Source organism: Arthrobacter halodurans (assembly GCF_041877255.1).
Classification (GTDB): domain Bacteria; phylum Actinomycetota; class Actinomycetes; order Actinomycetales; family Micrococcaceae; genus Arthrobacter_N; species Arthrobacter_N halodurans.
The window spans coordinates 79,165-95,995 of sequence record NZ_JBHDLJ010000001.1 but is presented as its reverse complement, the minus strand read 5'-3'; the positions used below and the strand labels follow the sequence as shown (position 1 = coordinate 95,995).

Sequence of the window (16,831 nt, the reverse complement as noted above, 5' to 3'; positions counted from 1 at the left end):
CGCCTCGCGCATCAAGCCAGGTGGCGCACCTCATGCCGGGCCGCGTGGCGGGCGGCCGCCGCAGGTGACAGCATGGGGGGATGTTGCCCGAGTCGCTGACCCTCGAAGACCACGAATCCGTGGCTGACCTGCACACGTTCCTGGCGCGGGCGCGCGCCGTGGCCGACGGGGAGGCGCGGCTTCAGGCGGCCGGCGGAGTGCTGGCCGTCTACGTCTCCGTCCTGCACCCCGACACCCTGGGCAGCGGCGTTCCCACCGTCCTCGGGCTGCGCGTCGCCAGGCTGCTCGGTCCCGACTCCGGGGGCGTCGACGCCGTCTACCCGCTCGGCGCCCTGACCGACCGGCTCGCGAGGATGGCGGACGGAGGCACCGTGCTGTCCCTGCCGCCCGCGGAATCGTCGGCCGCGTGGGCCGGCGTGTCGCCCCCGCGCGCCGGCTGGTCGCGGCTGGGGCGGCTCGACGACGACGCCCTGGCGGGCGTCGCCGCGGCCGGGATGCGGGCCGTCGCCGACGCCCTGCCGGAGAACGCCGGCCGGCCGGTCCTGGCGACGGTCCGGTCGAGGATCTGGTCCAGCCCGCTCGGCCTGGCCACGGTGCCCGACACGGCGCCCGACACGGTGCCGGACGGTACGCCCGCGCTGTCGGAGACGGGCGCAGGCGCGGGCGACGTGCCGTCGGGCGCGGCCTTCGCCGCCTGGTCCCTCGGCTTCCTGCGGGACGGTGGGTCCTCGGTGCTGTACGCGAACGGGCGTTGGCGTCGCCTGAGCAGCGGCGGGGGACACGTGCTGGTGCGGCTGGCCGCGGTGAACCCCCCGGGGAGGGCCTAGCCCGGGGTGTTCTGAAGGGAGTGCGCCGCGCGGTCGAAGTAGTCCCAGAGCGTGGCCTCCTGGAGCGGGGGCAGCCCGAGGGAATCCACCGCGGCGCGCATGTGCCGCAGCCACGTGTCGCGGGCGGCCGAATCGACCGCGAAGGGCATGTGGCGCATGCGCAGGCGAGGATGGCCGCGGCGGTCGCTGTACGTCGTGGGACCGCCCCAGTACTGCTCGAGGAACAGTTGGAGGCGCACCGCCGCCGGGCCCAGATCCTGCTCCGGGTACATGGCCCGGAACCCGGGATCCGCGGCCACCCCGGCGTAGAACCGCTCGGTCAGCTTGCGGAACGTCTCGGAACCGCCGACCTGCGCGTAGAACGTCCCGGCGTACGCGTCGTCGGGCGCCGGAGACCCCTCCGGCGCGGATGGCCCGGGCGCCGCGGGGGTGGCCGGCGCGGACACGGGCCGTGCCACGCCGATGGGCCGGCCGAACGGCGTCGGGGACGGCATCGGCATCGGGCCCTCGGCTGGCCGGGCGCCGTTCTGCGGGGTGTTCATCGGGGGCTCCTTCCGTGGGCGGCGGGTGCCGGTTTCACGCGTCAAGCCTACCCGCGGCCGGGCGCGCGGCGGGACCGGGGCTAGCCGTCCTCGCCGTCGGCGCCCGGCGCGACGGGCTCGGCCCGCACGGGGAAGTTGACGCTGCGCGCGATGAAGCAGACCCGGTGGGCGTCCTCGTGCAGGGCATCGGCGGCGGCGCGCCGGGCCTCGTCCGCGAGGGTCACCACCGGATGCATGACGGCCTCGACGAACTCTCCGCTGCCGTCGCGGTTGACCCGCAGGGAGCCGACCGCCGCGTCCCGGTAGCCCGTCACGACGATCCCTGCCCGCGCCGCGAGGTACAGGTAGGACAGCATGTGGCACTGGGACAGTGCGGCCAGCAGCAGTTGTTCCGGGTTCCAGCGGTCAGGTGCCCCGTGGAAGGTCGGGTCGGCCGTGCCGGGCAGGTCGGGGAGCCCGGTTGCCGAGACCACGTGGTCCCGCCCGTAGGCCCGGGAGTCGGCGGTCCCCGCCCCGCGGTTTCCGGTCCAGCGGATGGCGACGTCGTAGCGGTGCAGGTCGAGTTTCATGCCCTCACCCTAAGCCCGGACGGGCACCGCGCGGCAGGTCCGGGCACGCTCGGCCGATGCGGCCGCCGACCGGGCGGAGCCGCGCCGACCCGTCGGCCGCGCGGCCGCTCCGGCGGCAGCCGGTCAGGCGTCGGCCCGTCAGGCGTCGGCCCGTCAGGCGCCGGCCCGTCAGGCGCCGGGGGATCCGGCGGGCACGGTCTCGCGCCGCGGCGCCGGGGCCTCGACGTCGGCCGCCTGCGCCGCCAGCGCCCTGACGATGCCGTCGCGGCTTTCGACGACGAGCCGGCGCAGCGCCGGGCTGTCCTCGCCGAGCGAGTCGAGGAACCGGTCGGTGCGGGCGAGCGTGTCCGCGGACGTCTGCGCCAGCGGGAACAGGCCGACGACGATCTGCTGGGCGATCTCGTGGCTCTTGGAGTCCCACACCCGGCGCACCGACTCGAAGTACCGCGCGGCGAAGGGTTCCAGCAGCGACGCCTCGTGGACCCGCGCGAAGCCGGTGATCGCGCTGCGCTGCTGGGTGTTGGAGAGCGCTCCGCCCGCAACCACCGCGTCCCATGCGGCCTGCTTGGCCTCCAGCGTGGGGATGGCCGCCTTCGCGAGCTCCGCGGCCAGCTGCCCGTTGGCCGTGTTGTCGCGGGCGAGTTCCGCGTTGATCTCCGGCTGCCCCGCGCGCCCCCCGCAGACGAGGGCCGTCAGCAGCTCCCAGCGAAGGTCGGCGTCGACGGCCAGCCCCGGCAGGACGCGATCGCCGCTGTAGAGCCCGGCCACGACGTCGAGCTGCTCCGCGGTGCGGGAGCGCAGGGAGAAGGCCTTCGCGAACTGCAGCTGGCTGTCCGAGCCCGCGGGCGCGGCCTCGGCCAGGTCCCAGAGGCTCTGCGCCGCGGCCCTGGCGATGGGCCGGCGGTCCGCGGGCGCCACGTAGTAGTCCAGCACGGTGTTCAGCTGGCGCAGCAGCACCAGCACGACGGACGAATCGGACTCGTGGGCGATGTTGTCCAGGACCAGGTCGACGTAGTCCCGGGCGGCGGTCTCGGCGTCGCGCGCGGCATCCCAGGCGGCCCCCCACACGAGGGTGCGCGGCAGCGACTCCGCGAAGTCCTTGAGGTGGGTCCGCGCCGCCGTGAGGGAGTGGGGATCCAGGCGGATCTTCGCGTAGGCGAGGTCGTCGTCGTTGAGCAGCACCAGCGCGGGACGCGCCCTGCCGACCAGGCCCGGGACTTCCGTGCGCGGGCCGGCCACGTCGAGCTCCTCGCGGTGCACCCGCACCAGCTTCCCCGCGCCGTCGAGGTCGTAGAGGCCGACGGCGAGGCGGTGGGGGCGGATCGTCGGATAGTCCGCCGGCGCGGACTGGAGGATGGCGAAGGAGGCGATCGCGCCGTCCTCGTCCACCGTCAGGTCCGGCACGAGCTTGTTCACGCCGGCGGTCTCCAACCATTGCCGGCTCCACGACGCGAGGTCGCGCCCGCTGGCGGCCTCGAGTTCGGCCATGAGGTCCGGAAGCTCCGTGTTGGACCAGGCGTGCTTGCCGAAGTACGCGCGTACCCCCGCCATGAATTCCTCCTGGCCGACCCAGGCCACCAGCTGGCGCAGCACCGACGCACCCTTGGCGTAGGTGATGCCGTCGAAGTTGACCTGCACGTCCTCCAGGTCCTTGATCTCGGCGACGATGGGGTGGGTGGAGGGCAGCTGGTCCTGCCGGTACGCCCACGACTTCTCCATCGAGGAGAACGTCGTCCACGCCTGCGTGAACTCGGTGTTCTCCGCGGCGGCGAGCGTGGACATGAATTCGGCGAAGGACTCGTTGAGCCACAGGTCGTTCCACCATCGCATCGTCACGAGGTCGCCGAACCACATGTGGGCGAGTTCGTGGAGGATCGTGATGGCGCGGCGTTCCACCATCGCGTCGGTGACCTTGGACCGGAAGACGTAGGTCTCCAGGAAGGTGACGGCGCCGGCGTTCTCCATGGCGCCGGCGTTGAACTCCGGAACGAACAGCTGGTCGTACTTCGGGAAGGGGTAGGGCGTGCCGAACTGCTCCTCGAAGAACTCGAAACCCTGTCGCGTGAGCGCGAAGACGTTTTCCGCGTCGAGGTGTTCCATGATGGACTTCCGCGCGAAGACGCCGAGCGGGATGGTGCGCCCGTCCGAGCTCGTCAGTTCGCTGCGCACGGCCCGGTAGGGGCCGGCGATGAGGGCGGTGACGTAGGAGGACATGCGCTGGGTCGGCTCGAACTCCCAGCGCGCGCTGCCCCCGCCCGTGCGCACGGGGACCGGGGTGGGGGAGTTGGACACCACGTCCCAGTGCCCCGGGGCGGTGACGGTGAACCGGAAGGCGGCCTTGAGGTCGGGCTGCTCGAACACCGGAAAGACGCGGCGCGCGTCGGGCACCTCGAACTGCGTGTACAGGTAGGTCTCTCCGTCGACCGGGTCGACGAAACGGTGCAGGCCCTCGCCCGTGTTCATGTAGGGGGCGTCGGCCACGATGCGCAACTCGTTGTGCTCGGCGAGACCGGGGAGCGCGATGCGCACTCCGTCGGAGACGGCGGCGGGATCGAGCGCGGTCCCGTTGAGCGTCACCGAGTGGACCGCGTCGGTGACCGCGTCGATGAAGGTGCTCGCGCCCGCGGGGGCGCTGAACCGGACGGTGGTCGTCGTGCCGAAGACCCGGTCCCCGCGCGTCAGGTCCAACTCGATGTCGTAGGAGTCGACGTGCAGGAGAGCCGCGCGCGCGCGTGCCTCCTCGCGGGTGAGATTCAGTCCTGGCAAGGCGGTGCCTCCGTGTGTCGTGGCCTCAGTGGCGGCGTGCGGCGGGAAACGGGCTTGTGAAACGTTCCCTGAACAATGTGGTCATTGTCTCACCGATAGGGCGTCGGCGCTTCCCTTCGGCGCGCCGAGTTTGGAGGGGAAGCGGACGCCGCTTCCCGAGTGGAACGCCTGCGGAGGCACGGCGCGCCCGGCGGGGACCCGTGTGCGGCCCCGCCGCGGCCGCCGCTAGGCTCGCACCATGACGACCTTCACGCCCCCGCCGGCCTTCACCACCCGTCCCACCCTGCGCGGGTCCTTCGGCATGGTCTCCTCGACCCACTGGATCGCCAGCGCCAGCGCGCAGGCCGTCCTCGAGCGCGGCGGCAACGCGTTCGACGCCGCGGTGGCCGGTGGATTCGTGCTCCACATCGTGGAACCGCACCTCAACGGTCCGGGAGGGGACATGACGGCCATCGTCAGTGCGGCGGACCCGGGCACGGCGCCCGGCACGGGCGCGGAAGTGCTCATGGGACAGGGGCCGGCGCCCGCGGGGGCGACCATCGAGCACTTCGAGCGGGAGGGGCTGGGGCTGGTGCCGGGGGCCGGGGCCTTGGCGGCCGCCGTGCCCGGTGCCGTCGACGCCTGGCTGCTGCTGCTTCGGGAGCGCGGGACCTGGGAACTCGCCGAGGTGCTGGACTTCGCCATCCATTACGCCCGCGAAGGCCACCCCGTGTCCGGGCGCGTGGCGGCGACCATCACGGCGGTCTCCGAACTGTTCCGCGACCACTGGACCAGCTCGGCGGACTTGTGGATGCCCGGAGGGACCCCTCCCGAAGAGAACCAGACGGTTCGCAACCCCGCCTACGCGGACGTGTTGCAGCGTCTCGTCGACGCCGGAGCCAACGATGTTGGCCAGGACGACGCCCGACGGGCGCGCATCGACGCAGCGCGCCGGGCATGGGCCCACGGGTTCGTCGCGGAGACGGCGGTGTCCTTCGCGGCTCGGCCCCACCGCCATTCCACCGGCACGGACCACGCGGGTGTGATCTCCGCGCCGGACTTCGCCGCGTTTTCCGCCTCCTTCGAGCCGGCCACCACCCTTGACTTCCGAGGCGTCCGGCTGGCCAAGACGGGGCCCTGGGGACAGGGCCCGGTGCTGCTGCAGACCCTGGCGATCCTCGACGGGTTCGGCGACGAACGGCTCGACCCGTCGACCGAGCTCGGCGCCCACACGATCCTCGAGGCGCTCAAGCTCGCGCTCGCCGACCGCGACGCCTACTACGGGGACCCGGCGGACCCGGGCGACGTGCCGTTGGAGACGCTCCTGTCCCCGGAGTACGCCGAGGGGCGGCGGCGCCTCATCGGGGAGCGCGCCTCGCACGAGTTCCGGCCCGGGAGTGTCCCGGGGTACGCCCCGTACATGCCGCCGCTCGCGACGGAGGCGGAATACTTCGCCTCGCTCGGGGCCGGCGCGCAGCGGGCGTCGGGCGCCGCGGGGGAGCCCACCGTCTCCCGCGCCGGGGAGACGCGCGGGGACACCTGCCACATCGACGTCGTCGACCGGTGGGGCAACATGGTCGCGGCGACCCCCTCCGGCGGGTGGCTGCAGTCCTCTCCGACCGTCCCCGGGCTCGGGTTCTGCCTCGGCACGCGTCTGCAGATGACGTGGCTGGACCAGGCGTCGCCGTCGGCGCTTCGGCCGGGGCGCCGCCCGCGCACGACGCTGACGCCGACCGTCCTGCTGCGCGACGGGCGCGCCGTGGCCGCCCTCGGATCGCCCGGGGGAGACCAGCAGGACCAATGGCAGCTGCTCTATCTCCTGCGGACGATCGTCGGTGGTTACTCGCCGCAGGAGGCCATCGACGCACCGATGTTCCACACGACGTCCGCGGCGGGATCCTTCTGGCCGCGCACCTGGGAACCCGGCGGTGCGGTGGTCGAGGACCGGCTCGGGAGCGAGGTTGTCGCGGGGCTGGAACGGCGCGGGCACCGCGTGACCCGCGCGGGCGACTGGTCGCTGGGGCGGATGTGCGCCGTCGGGGTCGAGGACGACGGGTCCCTGTATGCGGCGGCGAACCCGCGCGGCATGCAGGGGTACGCCGCCGGGCGGTAGGTTGCCGCCGCCCTGGCGCCGCCGCGCCGGGCCGAGGCGATAGGCTGGCCGTCGACACCAGCCGCCGAACCCCGAGGATCCCCATGCGCGTCCACATCGCCACCGACCACGCCGGACTCGAACTCAGCGCACACCTGATCGCGCACCTGGGTGCCGCGGGCCACGACGTCGTCGACCACGGCCCGGGCTCCTACGACCCGGAGGACGACTACCCGGCCTTCTGCATCAACGCCGCGGTCGCCGTCGTCGAAGACCGGACGGCCGGCCGGGAGGCGCTGGGCATCGTGCTCGGAGGCTCCGGCAACGGCGAGCAGATCGCCGCGAACAAGGTGCGCGGCGTCCGCGCGGCCCTCGCGTGGAACCTGGACACCGCCAAGCTGGCCCGGCAGCACAACGACGCGAACGTCGTCGCGGTGGGTGGCCGGCAGCACAGCCTCCAGGAGGCGACCGCCATCATCGAGGCGTTCCTCGCCGAGCCCTTCAGCGGGGCCGAGCGCCACGCGCGACGGATCGGCAAGATCGCCACCTACGAGACGACCGGACGGATCGTCGAGTAGCGGTGCCGGAGGGTCACTCGGTTCACCGCCTCGCGCGCCAGCTCGGCGACGTCTTCGCGGGCGAGGCCGTGGCGGTGAGCAGTCCCCAGGGCCGGTTTTCCGACGGCGCGCGCCTGATCGACGGCGCGACGGTCGTCGGGGCGGCCGCGCACGGCAAGCAGCTGTTCGTCGAGTTCGACAATTCACTGGTGTTGCGCGTGCACCTGGGACTCTACGGCGCGTGGGAATTCGGCGGCGACGCGACGTTCCGCGGCGCGTCCAGCATCGGCGCGCCCCGCCGCGTGGGCGAGCGGGAGTCCTACGACGGCGGGGCGGCGGAGCGCTACGCTGGTCCGCCCGAACCCGTCGGGCAGGTGCGGGCCCGGCTCGTGTCCGCGCGCGGCTGGGCGGACTTGCGCGGTCCCTCGGCCTGCGTCGTGGCGACGGCGCAGGAGGCCGCGGCCGTCCGCGCGCGGCTGGGGCCGGACCCGCTCGGACCGGGTGCGCCGGACTCAGGCCGCGAGGAGTTCACGCGCCGGATCCGCCGCTCCTCCACCATCGTCGCCACCGCCCTCATGGACCAGTCCGTGCTCGCCGGGGTTGGCAACATCTACCGCGCGGAGTGCCTGTTCCGTTGTGCGGTCAGCCCGTGGACCCGCGGCATCGACCTCGGCGGGGAGCGGGCGGATCGGCTTTGGGACGACGTCGCCGCCGCCATGGCCGACGGGGTTCGGGACGGACGCATCGTCACGACCCAAGCGGGGGACCGGCCACCCGGCGGAGGCGCACGGGTCCGCAGCGAGGACGCCTACTACGTGTACCGGAGGCAGGGCCTGCCGTGCCGCCGGTGCGGGACACCGGTCGCCCTCGAGGCGCTCGCGGGGCGCAAGCTCTACTGGTGCCCCGGCTGCCAGCCGAGCGACGCGGCGCGCCGGTAGCCTGTGTTGCAGGCACCGGGCTTAAAGCCGAGAAGGGCCGCGATCCCTGCGGAACGCGGCCCTTCGATGGAGGGGATGACGGGAATCGAACCCGCATCATCAGTTTGGAAGACTGAGGCTTTACCACTAAGCTACATCCCCACGTCGGCCACGGCGGAACCGGGTCCCGGGCCGTGCGGCGCAGGAACAACAGTAGCATCGGCCCCGGCAATGGACGAATCGGACGCGCCCCGCAGGCCGCCCGGGTGATTAGTGGTTGGGCTGGGCATCTGCGTAAACTGGCCTCTGCACTTATCGGGGTGTAGCTCAGCTTGGCTAGAGCGCGCGCTTTGGGAGCGTGAGGTCGCAGGTTCGAATCCTGTCACCCCGACTCTGTCAACATCCCTTACGATGCTCCATCGCGAGGGAAGCCGTCCCATCCGTCCACGATCAGACATCAGGAGAACTACGCTGTGAAGAGCGCCGTCGAAAACATCACCCCGACCCGGGTCAAGCTCAACGTCGAGGTTCCCCTCGCGGAACTCCAGCCGAGCATCGACGAGGCCTACAAGTCGATCGCCCAGCAGATCCAGGTGCCCGGCTTCCGCAAGGGCAAGGTCCCGAACCGCCTGATCGACCAGCGCGTGGGCCGCGGCTACGTCCTCGAGACGGCCGTGAACGACGGGTTGAACGGCTTCTACCAGGAGGCCATCCGCCAGTCTGAACTGGTGCCGCTGTCCCGCCCCGAGGTCGAGATCACCGAGGTCCCGCAGCCGGACAAGGCCGAGGGCCAGCTGGTCTTCCAGGTCGAGGTCGACATCCGGCCGCAGATCGAGCTCCCGGACTACGCGGGCCTCGAGGTCCAGGTCGACGCCGTCTCCGCATCGGACGAGGACATCCAGACCGCACTCGACGAGCTGCGCGGCCGCTTTGGCACGCTCAAGGTCGTCGAGCGCCCCGTCGCCGACAACGACTTCATCACCCTGGACCTGGCCGCCTCGGTCGACGGCGAAGAGGTGGACGCGGCCACCGGCCTGTCCTACCAGGTCGGATCCGGCACCATGCTCGAGGGCATGGACGAGGCCGTCGTCGGCCTGTCCGCGGGCGAGGACGCCGTCTTCGAGACCAAGCTCGCCGGTGGCGAGCACGCCGGCCAGACCGCCGAGGTCAAGGTCGCCGTGACCGCCGTCAAGGAGCGCGAGCTTCCCGAGGCCAACGACGAGTTTGCCCAGCTGGCGTCCGAGTTCGACACCATCGAGGAGCTCAAGGCCGACCTGTCTGAGAAGGCCGCCGAAGGCAAGCTCGTGGAGCAGGGTGTGCAGGCCCGCGACCTCGTTATGGACAAGCTCGTCGAGCTCGTCGAGGTCCCCGTCCCGGCGTCCGTCGTCGACGAGCAGGTCGAGCAGCACTTCGCCCAGGGCGGCCACAACGAGGGCGAGGACCACGACACGGAGGAGCACCGCTCCGAGGTCCGCACCAACACGGAGCGCGCCTTCCAGAACGAGGTCATCCTGGACAAGATCGCCGAGAAGGAAGAGATCGGCGTCGAGCAGTCCGAGCTCATCGACTACATCGTGCAGTCCGCCAGCCAGTACGGCATGGACCCGAACCAGTTCGCGCAGATGCTCGACGGCGCCGGCCAGGTCCCGATGATGGTCGGCGAGGTCCGCCGCCGCAAGGCCCTGGCCAAGGTGCTCGAGCTGGCCAAGGTCACCGACTCCGACGGCAAGGACGTCGACCTGACCGACTTCGTCCGCCCCGCGGGCGAGGCGTCGGCCGAGTCCGTCTCCTCGGCGTCGTCGGCCTCCTCCGAGTCGTCCGCTTCTTCGGCGTCGTCGGCCTCCTCGGCGTCGTCCGCCTCGGCCGCGACCCCGGCCTAGCAACGAGCGTTCCGGCCCCCGGCCGGACTCCGCGGGACCGCCCTGAAAGGGCGGTCCCGCGGTGTTTTAAGCCCCCGCCGTCCCCCCGACGCGGGGTATGCGCCGTCAGCGAACAGCTCCGCGTAGGGCCGCCGCCGGCGCGGGCGAGGCAGTAGTCTCGTGGGAAGCAAGAGCGCTTGATGTTCGCGGCCGGACGGCCGCGGCGCACGGCACCATGGAGAGGTATTCGAGCATGTCCAAGGAATCCCGCACCCCCACGATGGCCTCCGTCGATCCGGCCAGCCGCGAGGACTACATCTACAACCGGCTCCTCAAGGAGCGCATCATCTGGCTGGGCTCCGAGGTGGCCGACGAGAACGCCAACGCCATCTGCTCGCAGCTGCTGCTCCTCTCCGCCGAGGACCCGGACAAGGACATCTACCTCTACATCAACTCGCCCGGCGGCTCGATCACCGCAGGCATGGCGATCTACGACACGATGAACTACATCCCCAACGACGTGGTCACCGTCGCGACCGGCCTCGCCGCCTCGATGGGGCAGTTCCTGCTGTCCTCCGGCACGAAGGGCAAGCGCTACGCGACCCCCAACGCCCGCATCCTCATGCACCAGCCGTCCGGCGGCATCGGCGGCACCGCCTCCGACATCCGCATCCAGGCCGAGCTGATCCTGCACATGAAGAAGGTCATGTCCGACCTCACCGCCGAGCAGACCGGCCAGTCGCTGGAGACCATCCTGCGCGACAACGACCGCGACAAGTGGTTCACCGCCCGCGACGGGCTCGAGTACGGCTTCTTCGACCACATCGCCGAGAGCTCGGTCAGCGTCTCCGGCGGCGGCGGAGTCCAGCAGTAATCACGCGGCGCCCAGCACCCACACGAGATTTCCAGGAGAGAACAATGAATTTCAACGGTTACGGCACCGCCGGGGAGCTCCCGTCCTCCCGCTATATCCTGCCCCAGTTCGAGGAGCGCACCCCCTACGGCTTCAAGCGGCAGGACCCCTACGCGAAGCTGTTCGAGGACCGCATCGTGTTCCTCGGAGCGCAGGTCGACGACGCGTCGGCCGACGACGTCATGGCCCAGCTGCTGGTGCTCGAGTCGATGGACCCGGAGCGGGACATCACGCTCTACATCAACTCGCCGGGCGGCTCCTTCACCGCCATGACGGCGATCTACGACACCATGCTGTTCATCCGCCCCGAGGTCCAGACGGTCTGCCTCGGACAGGCGGCCAGCGCCGCCGCGGTGCTGCTCGCCGCCGGGGCCCCGGGCAAGCGGCTGGCCCTGCCGAACGCGCGCGTCCTGATCCACCAGCCGGCCATGGGCGGCGGCGAGCGCGGCACGGCGACGGACCTGCAGATCCAGGCCGAGGAAGTCATGCGCATGCGCTCCTGGCTGGAGAGCGCGCTCTCGAGCCACAGCAACAAGTCCCCGGAGCAGGTCGGCATCGACATCGAGCGCGACCTCTACATGACCGCCGAGGGCGCGAAGGCGTACGGCCTGATCGACGAGGTCCTCACGCCCCGCAAGATCAAGCCGCAGCCCGTCACCACGTAGGGACGGCGCGCGGGCGGCCCGGGGCGATCTCGCACCACGGGCCGCCCGGTCACCTAAACTGACGGTCTCCTGACCTACAGTGGAAGTGAGAGGTTCTCCGCGGTCCAGAACGGTCCGCGGCACTGTACAGATAAGGGGTCGAACGCGATGGCACGAATGGGTGAAAACTCTGATCTGCTCAAGTGTTCCTTCTGCGGCAAAAGCCAGAAGCAGGTGCGCAAGCTGATCGCCGGTCCCGGGGTCTACATCTGCACCGAGTGCATCGAACTGTGCAACGAGATCATCGAGGAAGAGCTGGCCGAGGTGGAGGAGGGCGCCGAGTTCGAGCTGCCCCGCCCCCGCGAGATCTTCGATTCGCTGCAGGAGTATGTGATCGGCCAGGAGGGCGCCAAGCGGTCGCTCGCGGTGGCCGTGTACAACCACTACAAGCGCATCCAGGCCGGCAGCGCCCCGAAGGCCGCGACCAGCCTGGGCGACGCCGCGAATCCGCTCGACGACGTGGAGGTGGCCAAGTCCAACATCCTGCTGATCGGGCCGACCGGCTGCGGCAAGACCTACCTCGCCCAGACCCTCGCGCGCCGGTTGAACGTCCCCTTCGCCGTCGCGGACGCCACGGCGCTCACGGAGGCCGGATACGTCGGCGAGGACGTCGAGAACATCCTCCTCAAGCTCATCCAGGCCGCGGACTACGACGTCAAGAAGGCCGAGCAGGGCATCATCTACATCGACGAGATCGACAAGATCTCCCGCAAGAGCGAGAACCCGTCGATCACCCGCGACGTCTCCGGCGAGGGCGTCCAGCAGGCCCTGCTTAAGATCCTCGAGGGGACGGTCGCGTCGGTCCCCCCGCAGGGCGGGCGCAAGCACCCGCACCAGGAGTTCATCCAGATCGACACGACGAACGTCCTGTTCATCGTCGCGGGCGCGTTCGCGGGCCTCGAGGAGATCATCGGGTCGCGCGCCGGCCGGAAGGGCATCGGTTTCGGCGCGCCGCTGACCGCGCTCAAGAGCGAGGCGGCGTCCTATTCCGACGTCCGGCCGGAGGACCTGCTGAAGTTCGGGCTCATCCCCGAGTTCATCGGCCGCCTGCCGGTCATCACCACGGTGGAGAAGCTGGACAAGGACGCGCTGATCCAGATCCTCACCGAGCCGAAGAACGCGCTGCTCAAGCAGTACCAGAAGATGTTCAAGATCGACGGGGTGGAGCTCAGCTTCGTCCCGGAGGCCCTCGACGCGGTGGCCGACATGGCCCTGGAGCGAGGCACCGGTGCCCGCGGGCTCCGGGCGATCCTCGAGGAGGTCCTCGGCGCCGTGATGTTCGACCTGCCGGGCCGCGAGGACATCGCCGAGGTGGTCATCACCGCGGACGTGGTCACGGGCGGCGCCGAGGCGACCCTGATCTCGCACGAAGTTGCGACCAAACGCCGGAATAAGTCGGCGTAGCGGCCGCGTTCACTTAACCGGTGCGCGTCAGCGCGCGCCGCAGAACCGTCCGCCCGGCGCCCCCGCCGGGACGCCGAAACTCAGGAGGCCCCGTGTCCGAACGTACCCGCGTCGATTTCTGGTTCGATCCCCTGTGCCCGTTCGCCTGGGCCACCTCGCGCTGGATCCTGGAGGTGGAAAAGGTCCGTGCGATCGACGTCAACTGGAACGTGATGAGCCTGGCCGTCCTCAACGAGGGACGCGACCTGCCGGAGAGCTACCGCGCGTTCATCGACACCGCGTGGGGGCCGGTCCGCGTCGCGGTCGCCGCCGGCGCCGCGCACGGCGACGACGCGGTCGCCCGCCTGTACACGGCCATGGGCGAGCTTGTGCACCACGAGGGCGTCGAGGACCGGGCCGAGATGATCTCGCGCGCGCTGGAGACGGCGGGGCTGCCGCCCGAGCTCGCGGCCGCCGCCGACAGCGAGGCCCACGACGACGAGCTGCGCCGCAGCCACGCGGCCGGCGTCGAGCAGGTCGGCGAGGACGTCGGCACGCCGATCCTGTCGCTCGACGGCACCGCGTTCTTCGGGCCCGTCATCACCCGCGTCCCCAGCGGCGAGGAGGCCGGGCGGATCTTCGACGCATCGGTGGCCCTCGCCTCCTACCCGCACTTCTTCGAGCTGAAGCGGACGCGCACGGAGAGCCCGGAGTTCAGCACCAACTAGCGCGCGCCCACGCCCCGGACGCGTCAAGAGCGCCAGGGCACAGGGATTCGCCCCGGATGTCGGGGGAGCGCACAACGTTCCCCCGGCACCCTTGCGGGGTCGCACGCCGCGGCGTAGAACTGTGTGTACGCATCCCCCAAAAGATGCGGGGACGACCACCGAATCAGCAGAGACGGAAAGGGGACATCCTCCCCCCACCGACCGCGAGTAGCGAAGCGGGAAGACCTGCATGACAAGGAGATCGTCCGGTTCAACAATCATCGCTACAAGCGAACCAGATGAGTCGAAGCCCCTCCGACGCGGAAACGCCGAAGGGGCTTCCCCTCTTTAAGACCGGCTGCGGCGCGGTTAGGCCTGCGCGGGCTCCTCGGCCGGAACGAGCTCGACGTCGGACACGACAAGGTCCCCGGTGCCCGCGACCAGGGTCAGCTCCCGCGCGTTGCCGGCCGCCAGCAGGTCGCCCAGTCCGGCGCGCAACTGCTCGAGTTGGGCCTCGGGCGCGCTCACGACGCCGGAGAGGACCTCCGTGCGCTGCTTGACCTTGGCCTCCGACTTCGCCTTGCGGATGCCGCCCAGTGCCGTCCCGACGGTGGGCAGGACCCCCGCGTCGGCTCCCTCGACGGCGCCGGCCAGGTGCTCGGCGGTCGGCCAGGGGGCGCGGTGCACGGACCCGCCGCGCCACCAGCCCCAGACCTCTTCCGTGGCGAAGGGCAGGAACGGGGCGAAGAGCCGCAGCGCGGCGTCGAGCGTGGTGGCCAGCGCCGCCAGCACGGAGGCCTGCTCGGCCTCGCCGCGCGCGCCGTACGCGCGGTCCTTGATGAGTTCGACGTAGTCGTCGGTGAACGACCAGAAGAACGATTCCGCGATGGAGAGGGCGCGGGCGTAGTCGTAGGCGTCGAAGGCGCGTGTGGCTTCCTCCAGGACCTGCGCCAGGCGCGCCAGCAGGGACCGGTCCAGGCCGTTGGTGACCACCGAGGCGTCGCCGGCGAGCACGTTCGACTCGGTTGCGCCCAGGTTGAGCACGAACTTGGAGGCGTTGAGCAGCTTGATCGCCAGCCGGCGGCCGATCTTCATCTGAGCGATCTCGTAGGCCGTGTCCGCGCCCAGCTTGGCGGAGGCGGCCCAGTAGCGGACCGCGTCGGCACCGAACTCCTCGAGCACGTCGGTCGGGACGACGACGTTTCCCTTGGACTTGGACATCTTCTTCCGGTCGGGGTCCAGGATCCAGCCGGAGATCGCCGCGTGCTTCCAGGGGGCGGCGTCGTGGAGCGAGTCAGCGCGCACCGCGGAGGAGAACAGCCAGGTGCGGATGATGTCGTGACCCTGGGGACGCAGGTCGAACGGGAAGACCTTCGAGAAGAAGTCCTCGTCCCGGCTCCAACGCCCCACGATCTGGGGCGTCAGCGACGACGTCGCCCACGTATCCAGCACGTCGGCGTCGCCCGTGAAGCCGCCGGGCTGGTCGCGCCGGGACTCGTCGAAGCCGGGGGCCGCGTCCGCGGCCGGGTCCACCGGCAGCATCTCGTCCGTGGGCAGGACCGGGTGGTCGTAGTCGGGCTCGCCGTCGGCGTCGAGGGGGTACCAGACCGGGATCGGCACGCCGAAGAAGCGCTGGCGGGACACCAGCCAGTCGCCGTTGAGGCCGGAGATCCAGTTCTCGTAGCGGGACCGCATGAACGCGGGGTGGAACTCGATTTCGTGGCCGCGGGCGATCAGGCGCTCCCGGCGGTCCTCGTCGCGGCCGCCGTTGCGGATGTACCACTGGCGGGAGCTGACGATCTCCAGCGGCTTGTCGCCCTTCTCGAAGAAGTTCACCGGGTGCGTGATCTTCTTCGGCTCGCCGTCGAGCAACCCGGCCTCGCCGAGGAGCCGGACGACCCCCTCCTTGGCGGAGAAGACCGTCTTGCCGGCGATCTCCGCGAAGGCGGCGCGGCCGGCGTCGGTCGTGATCCACTCGGGCGCCTCCGCGGCGACGCGGCCGTCCCTGCCGATGATGGCGCGCGTCGGGAGCCTGAGCTCACGCCACCACGTGACGTCGTTCAGGTCACCGAAGGTGCAGACCATGGCGATGCCGGAGCCCTTGTCGGCCTTGGCGAGCGCGTGCGGGAAGACCTCCACCTCGACGCCGAACAGCGGGGACGTGACCTTTTGGCCGAAGAGCGGGCGGTAGCGCTCGTCGTCCGGGTTGGCGACCAGCCCGGAGCAGGCCGCGAGGAGCTCGGGGCGCGTGGTCTCGACGTAGACCTTGGTGCCGTCCTCCGCGAAGAACGGGTAGCGGTAGTAGGCGCCCGGCATCTCGCGGTCCTCGAGCTCGGCCTGGGCCACGGCCGTGCGGAACGTGACGTCCCACAGCGTCGGGGCCTCGGCCATGTAGGCGTCGCCGGCAGCGAGGTTGCGCAGGAAGCCGCGCTGCGAGACCGCGCGCGACGTGTCGTCGATGGTCCGGTAGGTCAGGTCCCAGTCGACCGACAGGCCAAGCGTGCTGAACAGGTGCTCGAAGACCAGCTCGTCCTCCACGGCGAGCTCCTCGCAGAGCTCGATGAAGTTCCGGCGGGACACGACGTCCCAGTCGCGCTGGTTTTTCGCCGGCTGCGCCGGCGCGCGGTAGGCCGGGTCGTAGGGGATCTTCGGGTCGCAGCGCACGCCGTAGTAGTTCTGCACCCGGCGCTCGGTCGGCAGTCCGTTGTCGTCCCAGCCCATCGGGTAGAACACGTTCATGCCGCGCATGCGCTGGTAGCGCGCCAGCACGTCGGTCTGCGTGTAGGAGAACATGTGGCCCACGTGCAGGGAACCCGACGCCGTCGGCGGGGGAGTGTCGATCGAGTACACGTCCGCACGCGTGGTCTGGGGGTCGAACTTGTACGTCCCCTCCTCGCGCCAGCGGCGGCCGAGGCTCTCCTCGAGCCCCTCCAGCGCCGGCTTGTCGGGGACGGAAACGGTCGCGGGCGTGTCTGTGCCCAAGGTGTCATCAGCCATGGGCACCATTCTTTCACGT

12 protein-coding genes, 2 tRNA genes and 1 pseudogene are annotated in these 16,831 nt (G+C 71.1%); 10 read left to right on the top strand and 5 right to left on the bottom strand.

Going from position 1 to position 16,831, the window contains the following annotated elements; genetic code table 11:
• Positions 1 to 80: 80 nt before the first annotated feature.
• A complete protein-coding gene (locus ACETWP_RS00440) occupies positions 81 to 827 on the top strand; it encodes a DUF8185 domain-containing protein (RefSeq protein WP_373970217.1) in 747 nt (248 codons plus the stop codon).
• On the opposite strand, the gene ACETWP_RS00435 is transcribed toward ACETWP_RS00440, so the two are convergent.
• The 3 genes from ACETWP_RS00435 to pepN all read right to left on the bottom strand — a co-directional run bounded on the left by ACETWP_RS00435 (position 824) and on the right by pepN (position 4,704).
• Positions 824 to 1,321, bottom strand: coding sequence for a globin (locus ACETWP_RS00435; protein WP_373970571.1), 498 nt, complete (start codon positions 1,319 to 1,321; stop codon positions 824 to 826). The two genes, ACETWP_RS00440 and ACETWP_RS00435, sit on opposite strands and share 4 nt — an antisense overlap.
• Positions 1,322 to 1,449: 128 nt before the next feature.
• Entirely contained in the window at positions 1,450 to 1,938 is a 489-nt protein-coding gene (locus ACETWP_RS00430) for an OsmC family protein (RefSeq protein WP_373970216.1), read from the bottom strand.
• A gap of 168 nt (positions 1,939 to 2,106) precedes the next feature.
• Entirely contained in the window at positions 2,107 to 4,704 is a 2,598-nt protein-coding gene (gene pepN / locus ACETWP_RS00425) for an aminopeptidase N (RefSeq protein WP_373970215.1), read from the bottom strand.
• A gap of 238 nt (positions 4,705 to 4,942) precedes the next feature.
• Here pepN and ACETWP_RS00420 point away from each other — a divergent pair, with 238 nt between their 5' ends.
• The 3 genes from ACETWP_RS00420 (at position 4,943) to ACETWP_RS00410 (ending at position 8,270) form a co-directional block, all read left to right on the top strand.
• Positions 4,943 to 6,796, top strand: a complete 1,854-nt coding sequence (locus ACETWP_RS00420; protein WP_373970214.1) for a gamma-glutamyltransferase family protein — start codon at positions 4,943 to 4,945, stop codon at positions 6,794 to 6,796.
• A gap of 83 nt (positions 6,797 to 6,879) precedes the next feature.
• Positions 6,880 to 7,353 carry a ribose-5-phosphate isomerase gene (locus ACETWP_RS00415; RefSeq protein WP_373970213.1) on the top strand — a complete coding sequence of 158 codons (474 nt, stop codon included), beginning with the start codon at positions 6,880 to 6,882 and terminating at the stop codon, positions 7,351 to 7,353.
• A 2-nt stretch (positions 7,354 to 7,355) separates the two neighbouring features.
• Complete coding sequence (locus tag ACETWP_RS00410; protein ID WP_373970212.1) at positions 7,356 to 8,270, top strand: Fpg/Nei family DNA glycosylase; 915 nt, start codon at positions 7,356 to 7,358, stop codon at positions 8,268 to 8,270.
• 67 nt (positions 8,271 to 8,337) lie between these two features.
• Here ACETWP_RS00410 and ACETWP_RS00405 read toward each other — a convergent pair.
• A tRNA-Gly gene (locus ACETWP_RS00405) sits at positions 8,338 to 8,411 on the bottom strand.
• Between the two features lie 154 nt (positions 8,412 to 8,565).
• Here ACETWP_RS00405 and ACETWP_RS00400 point away from each other — a divergent pair.
• From ACETWP_RS00400 to ACETWP_RS00375, 6 genes and pseudogenes are all read left to right on the top strand, one after another.
• Positions 8,566 to 8,640: transfer RNA gene (locus ACETWP_RS00400), tRNA-Pro, on the top strand.
• A gap of 82 nt (positions 8,641 to 8,722) precedes the next feature.
• Positions 8,723 to 10,028, top strand: a pseudogene (gene tig / locus ACETWP_RS00395) (trigger factor); the annotation flags it as partial.
• A 360-nt stretch (positions 10,029 to 10,388) separates the two neighbouring features.
• Positions 10,389 to 10,982 (top strand): ATP-dependent Clp protease proteolytic subunit, encoded by a 594-nt coding sequence (locus ACETWP_RS00390; protein ID WP_373970570.1) that lies wholly within the window; start codon positions 10,389 to 10,391, stop codon positions 10,980 to 10,982.
• A 44-nt stretch (positions 10,983 to 11,026) separates the two neighbouring features.
• Entirely contained in the window at positions 11,027 to 11,686 is a 660-nt protein-coding gene (locus ACETWP_RS00385) for an ATP-dependent Clp protease proteolytic subunit (protein WP_373970211.1), read from the top strand.
• Positions 11,687 to 11,833: 147 nt separating this feature from the next.
• On the top strand, positions 11,834 to 13,129 hold the full coding sequence (gene clpX, locus ACETWP_RS00380) for an ATP-dependent Clp protease ATP-binding subunit ClpX (protein ID WP_373970210.1): 1,296 nt from the start codon (positions 11,834 to 11,836) through the stop codon (positions 13,127 to 13,129).
• A 92-nt stretch (positions 13,130 to 13,221) separates the two neighbouring features.
• Positions 13,222 to 13,836, top strand: coding sequence for a mycothiol-dependent nitroreductase Rv2466c family protein (locus tag ACETWP_RS00375; protein ID WP_373970209.1), 615 nt, complete (start codon positions 13,222 to 13,224; stop codon positions 13,834 to 13,836).
• Positions 13,837 to 14,184: 348 nt separating this feature from the next.
• On the opposite strand, the gene valS is transcribed toward ACETWP_RS00375, so the two are convergent.
• Positions 14,185 to 16,812: a valine--tRNA ligase gene (valS, locus tag ACETWP_RS00370; RefSeq protein ID WP_373970208.1), complete on the bottom strand. Its 2,628-nt coding sequence runs from the start codon at positions 16,810 to 16,812 to the stop codon at positions 14,185 to 14,187.
• Between the last annotated feature and the right edge of the window lie 19 nt (positions 16,813 to 16,831).

Coding starts and splice junctions, on each gene's coding strand:
- ACETWP_RS00430 (WP_373970216.1), bottom strand. CDS start 1,938: ATGAAACTCGACCTGCACCGCTACGACGTCGCCATCCGCTGGACCGGA.
- ACETWP_RS00390 (WP_373970570.1), top strand. CDS start 10,389: ATGGCCTCCGTCGATCCGGCCAGCCGCGAGGACTACATCTACAACCGG.
- ACETWP_RS00435 (WP_373970571.1), bottom strand. CDS start 1,321: ATGCCGTCCCCGACGCCGTTCGGCCGGCCCATCGGCGTGGCACGGCCC.
- ACETWP_RS00385 (WP_373970211.1), top strand. CDS start 11,027: ATGAATTTCAACGGTTACGGCACCGCCGGGGAGCTCCCGTCCTCCCGC.
- valS (WP_373970208.1), bottom strand. CDS start 16,812: ATGGCTGATGACACCTTGGGCACAGACACGCCCGCGACCGTTTCCGTC.
- clpX (WP_373970210.1), top strand. CDS start 11,834: ATGGCACGAATGGGTGAAAACTCTGATCTGCTCAAGTGTTCCTTCTGC.
- ACETWP_RS00420 (WP_373970214.1), top strand. CDS start 4,943: ATGACGACCTTCACGCCCCCGCCGGCCTTCACCACCCGTCCCACCCTG.
- ACETWP_RS00415 (WP_373970213.1), top strand. CDS start 6,880: ATGCGCGTCCACATCGCCACCGACCACGCCGGACTCGAACTCAGCGCA.
- ACETWP_RS00440 (WP_373970217.1), top strand. CDS start 81: ATGTTGCCCGAGTCGCTGACCCTCGAAGACCACGAATCCGTGGCTGAC.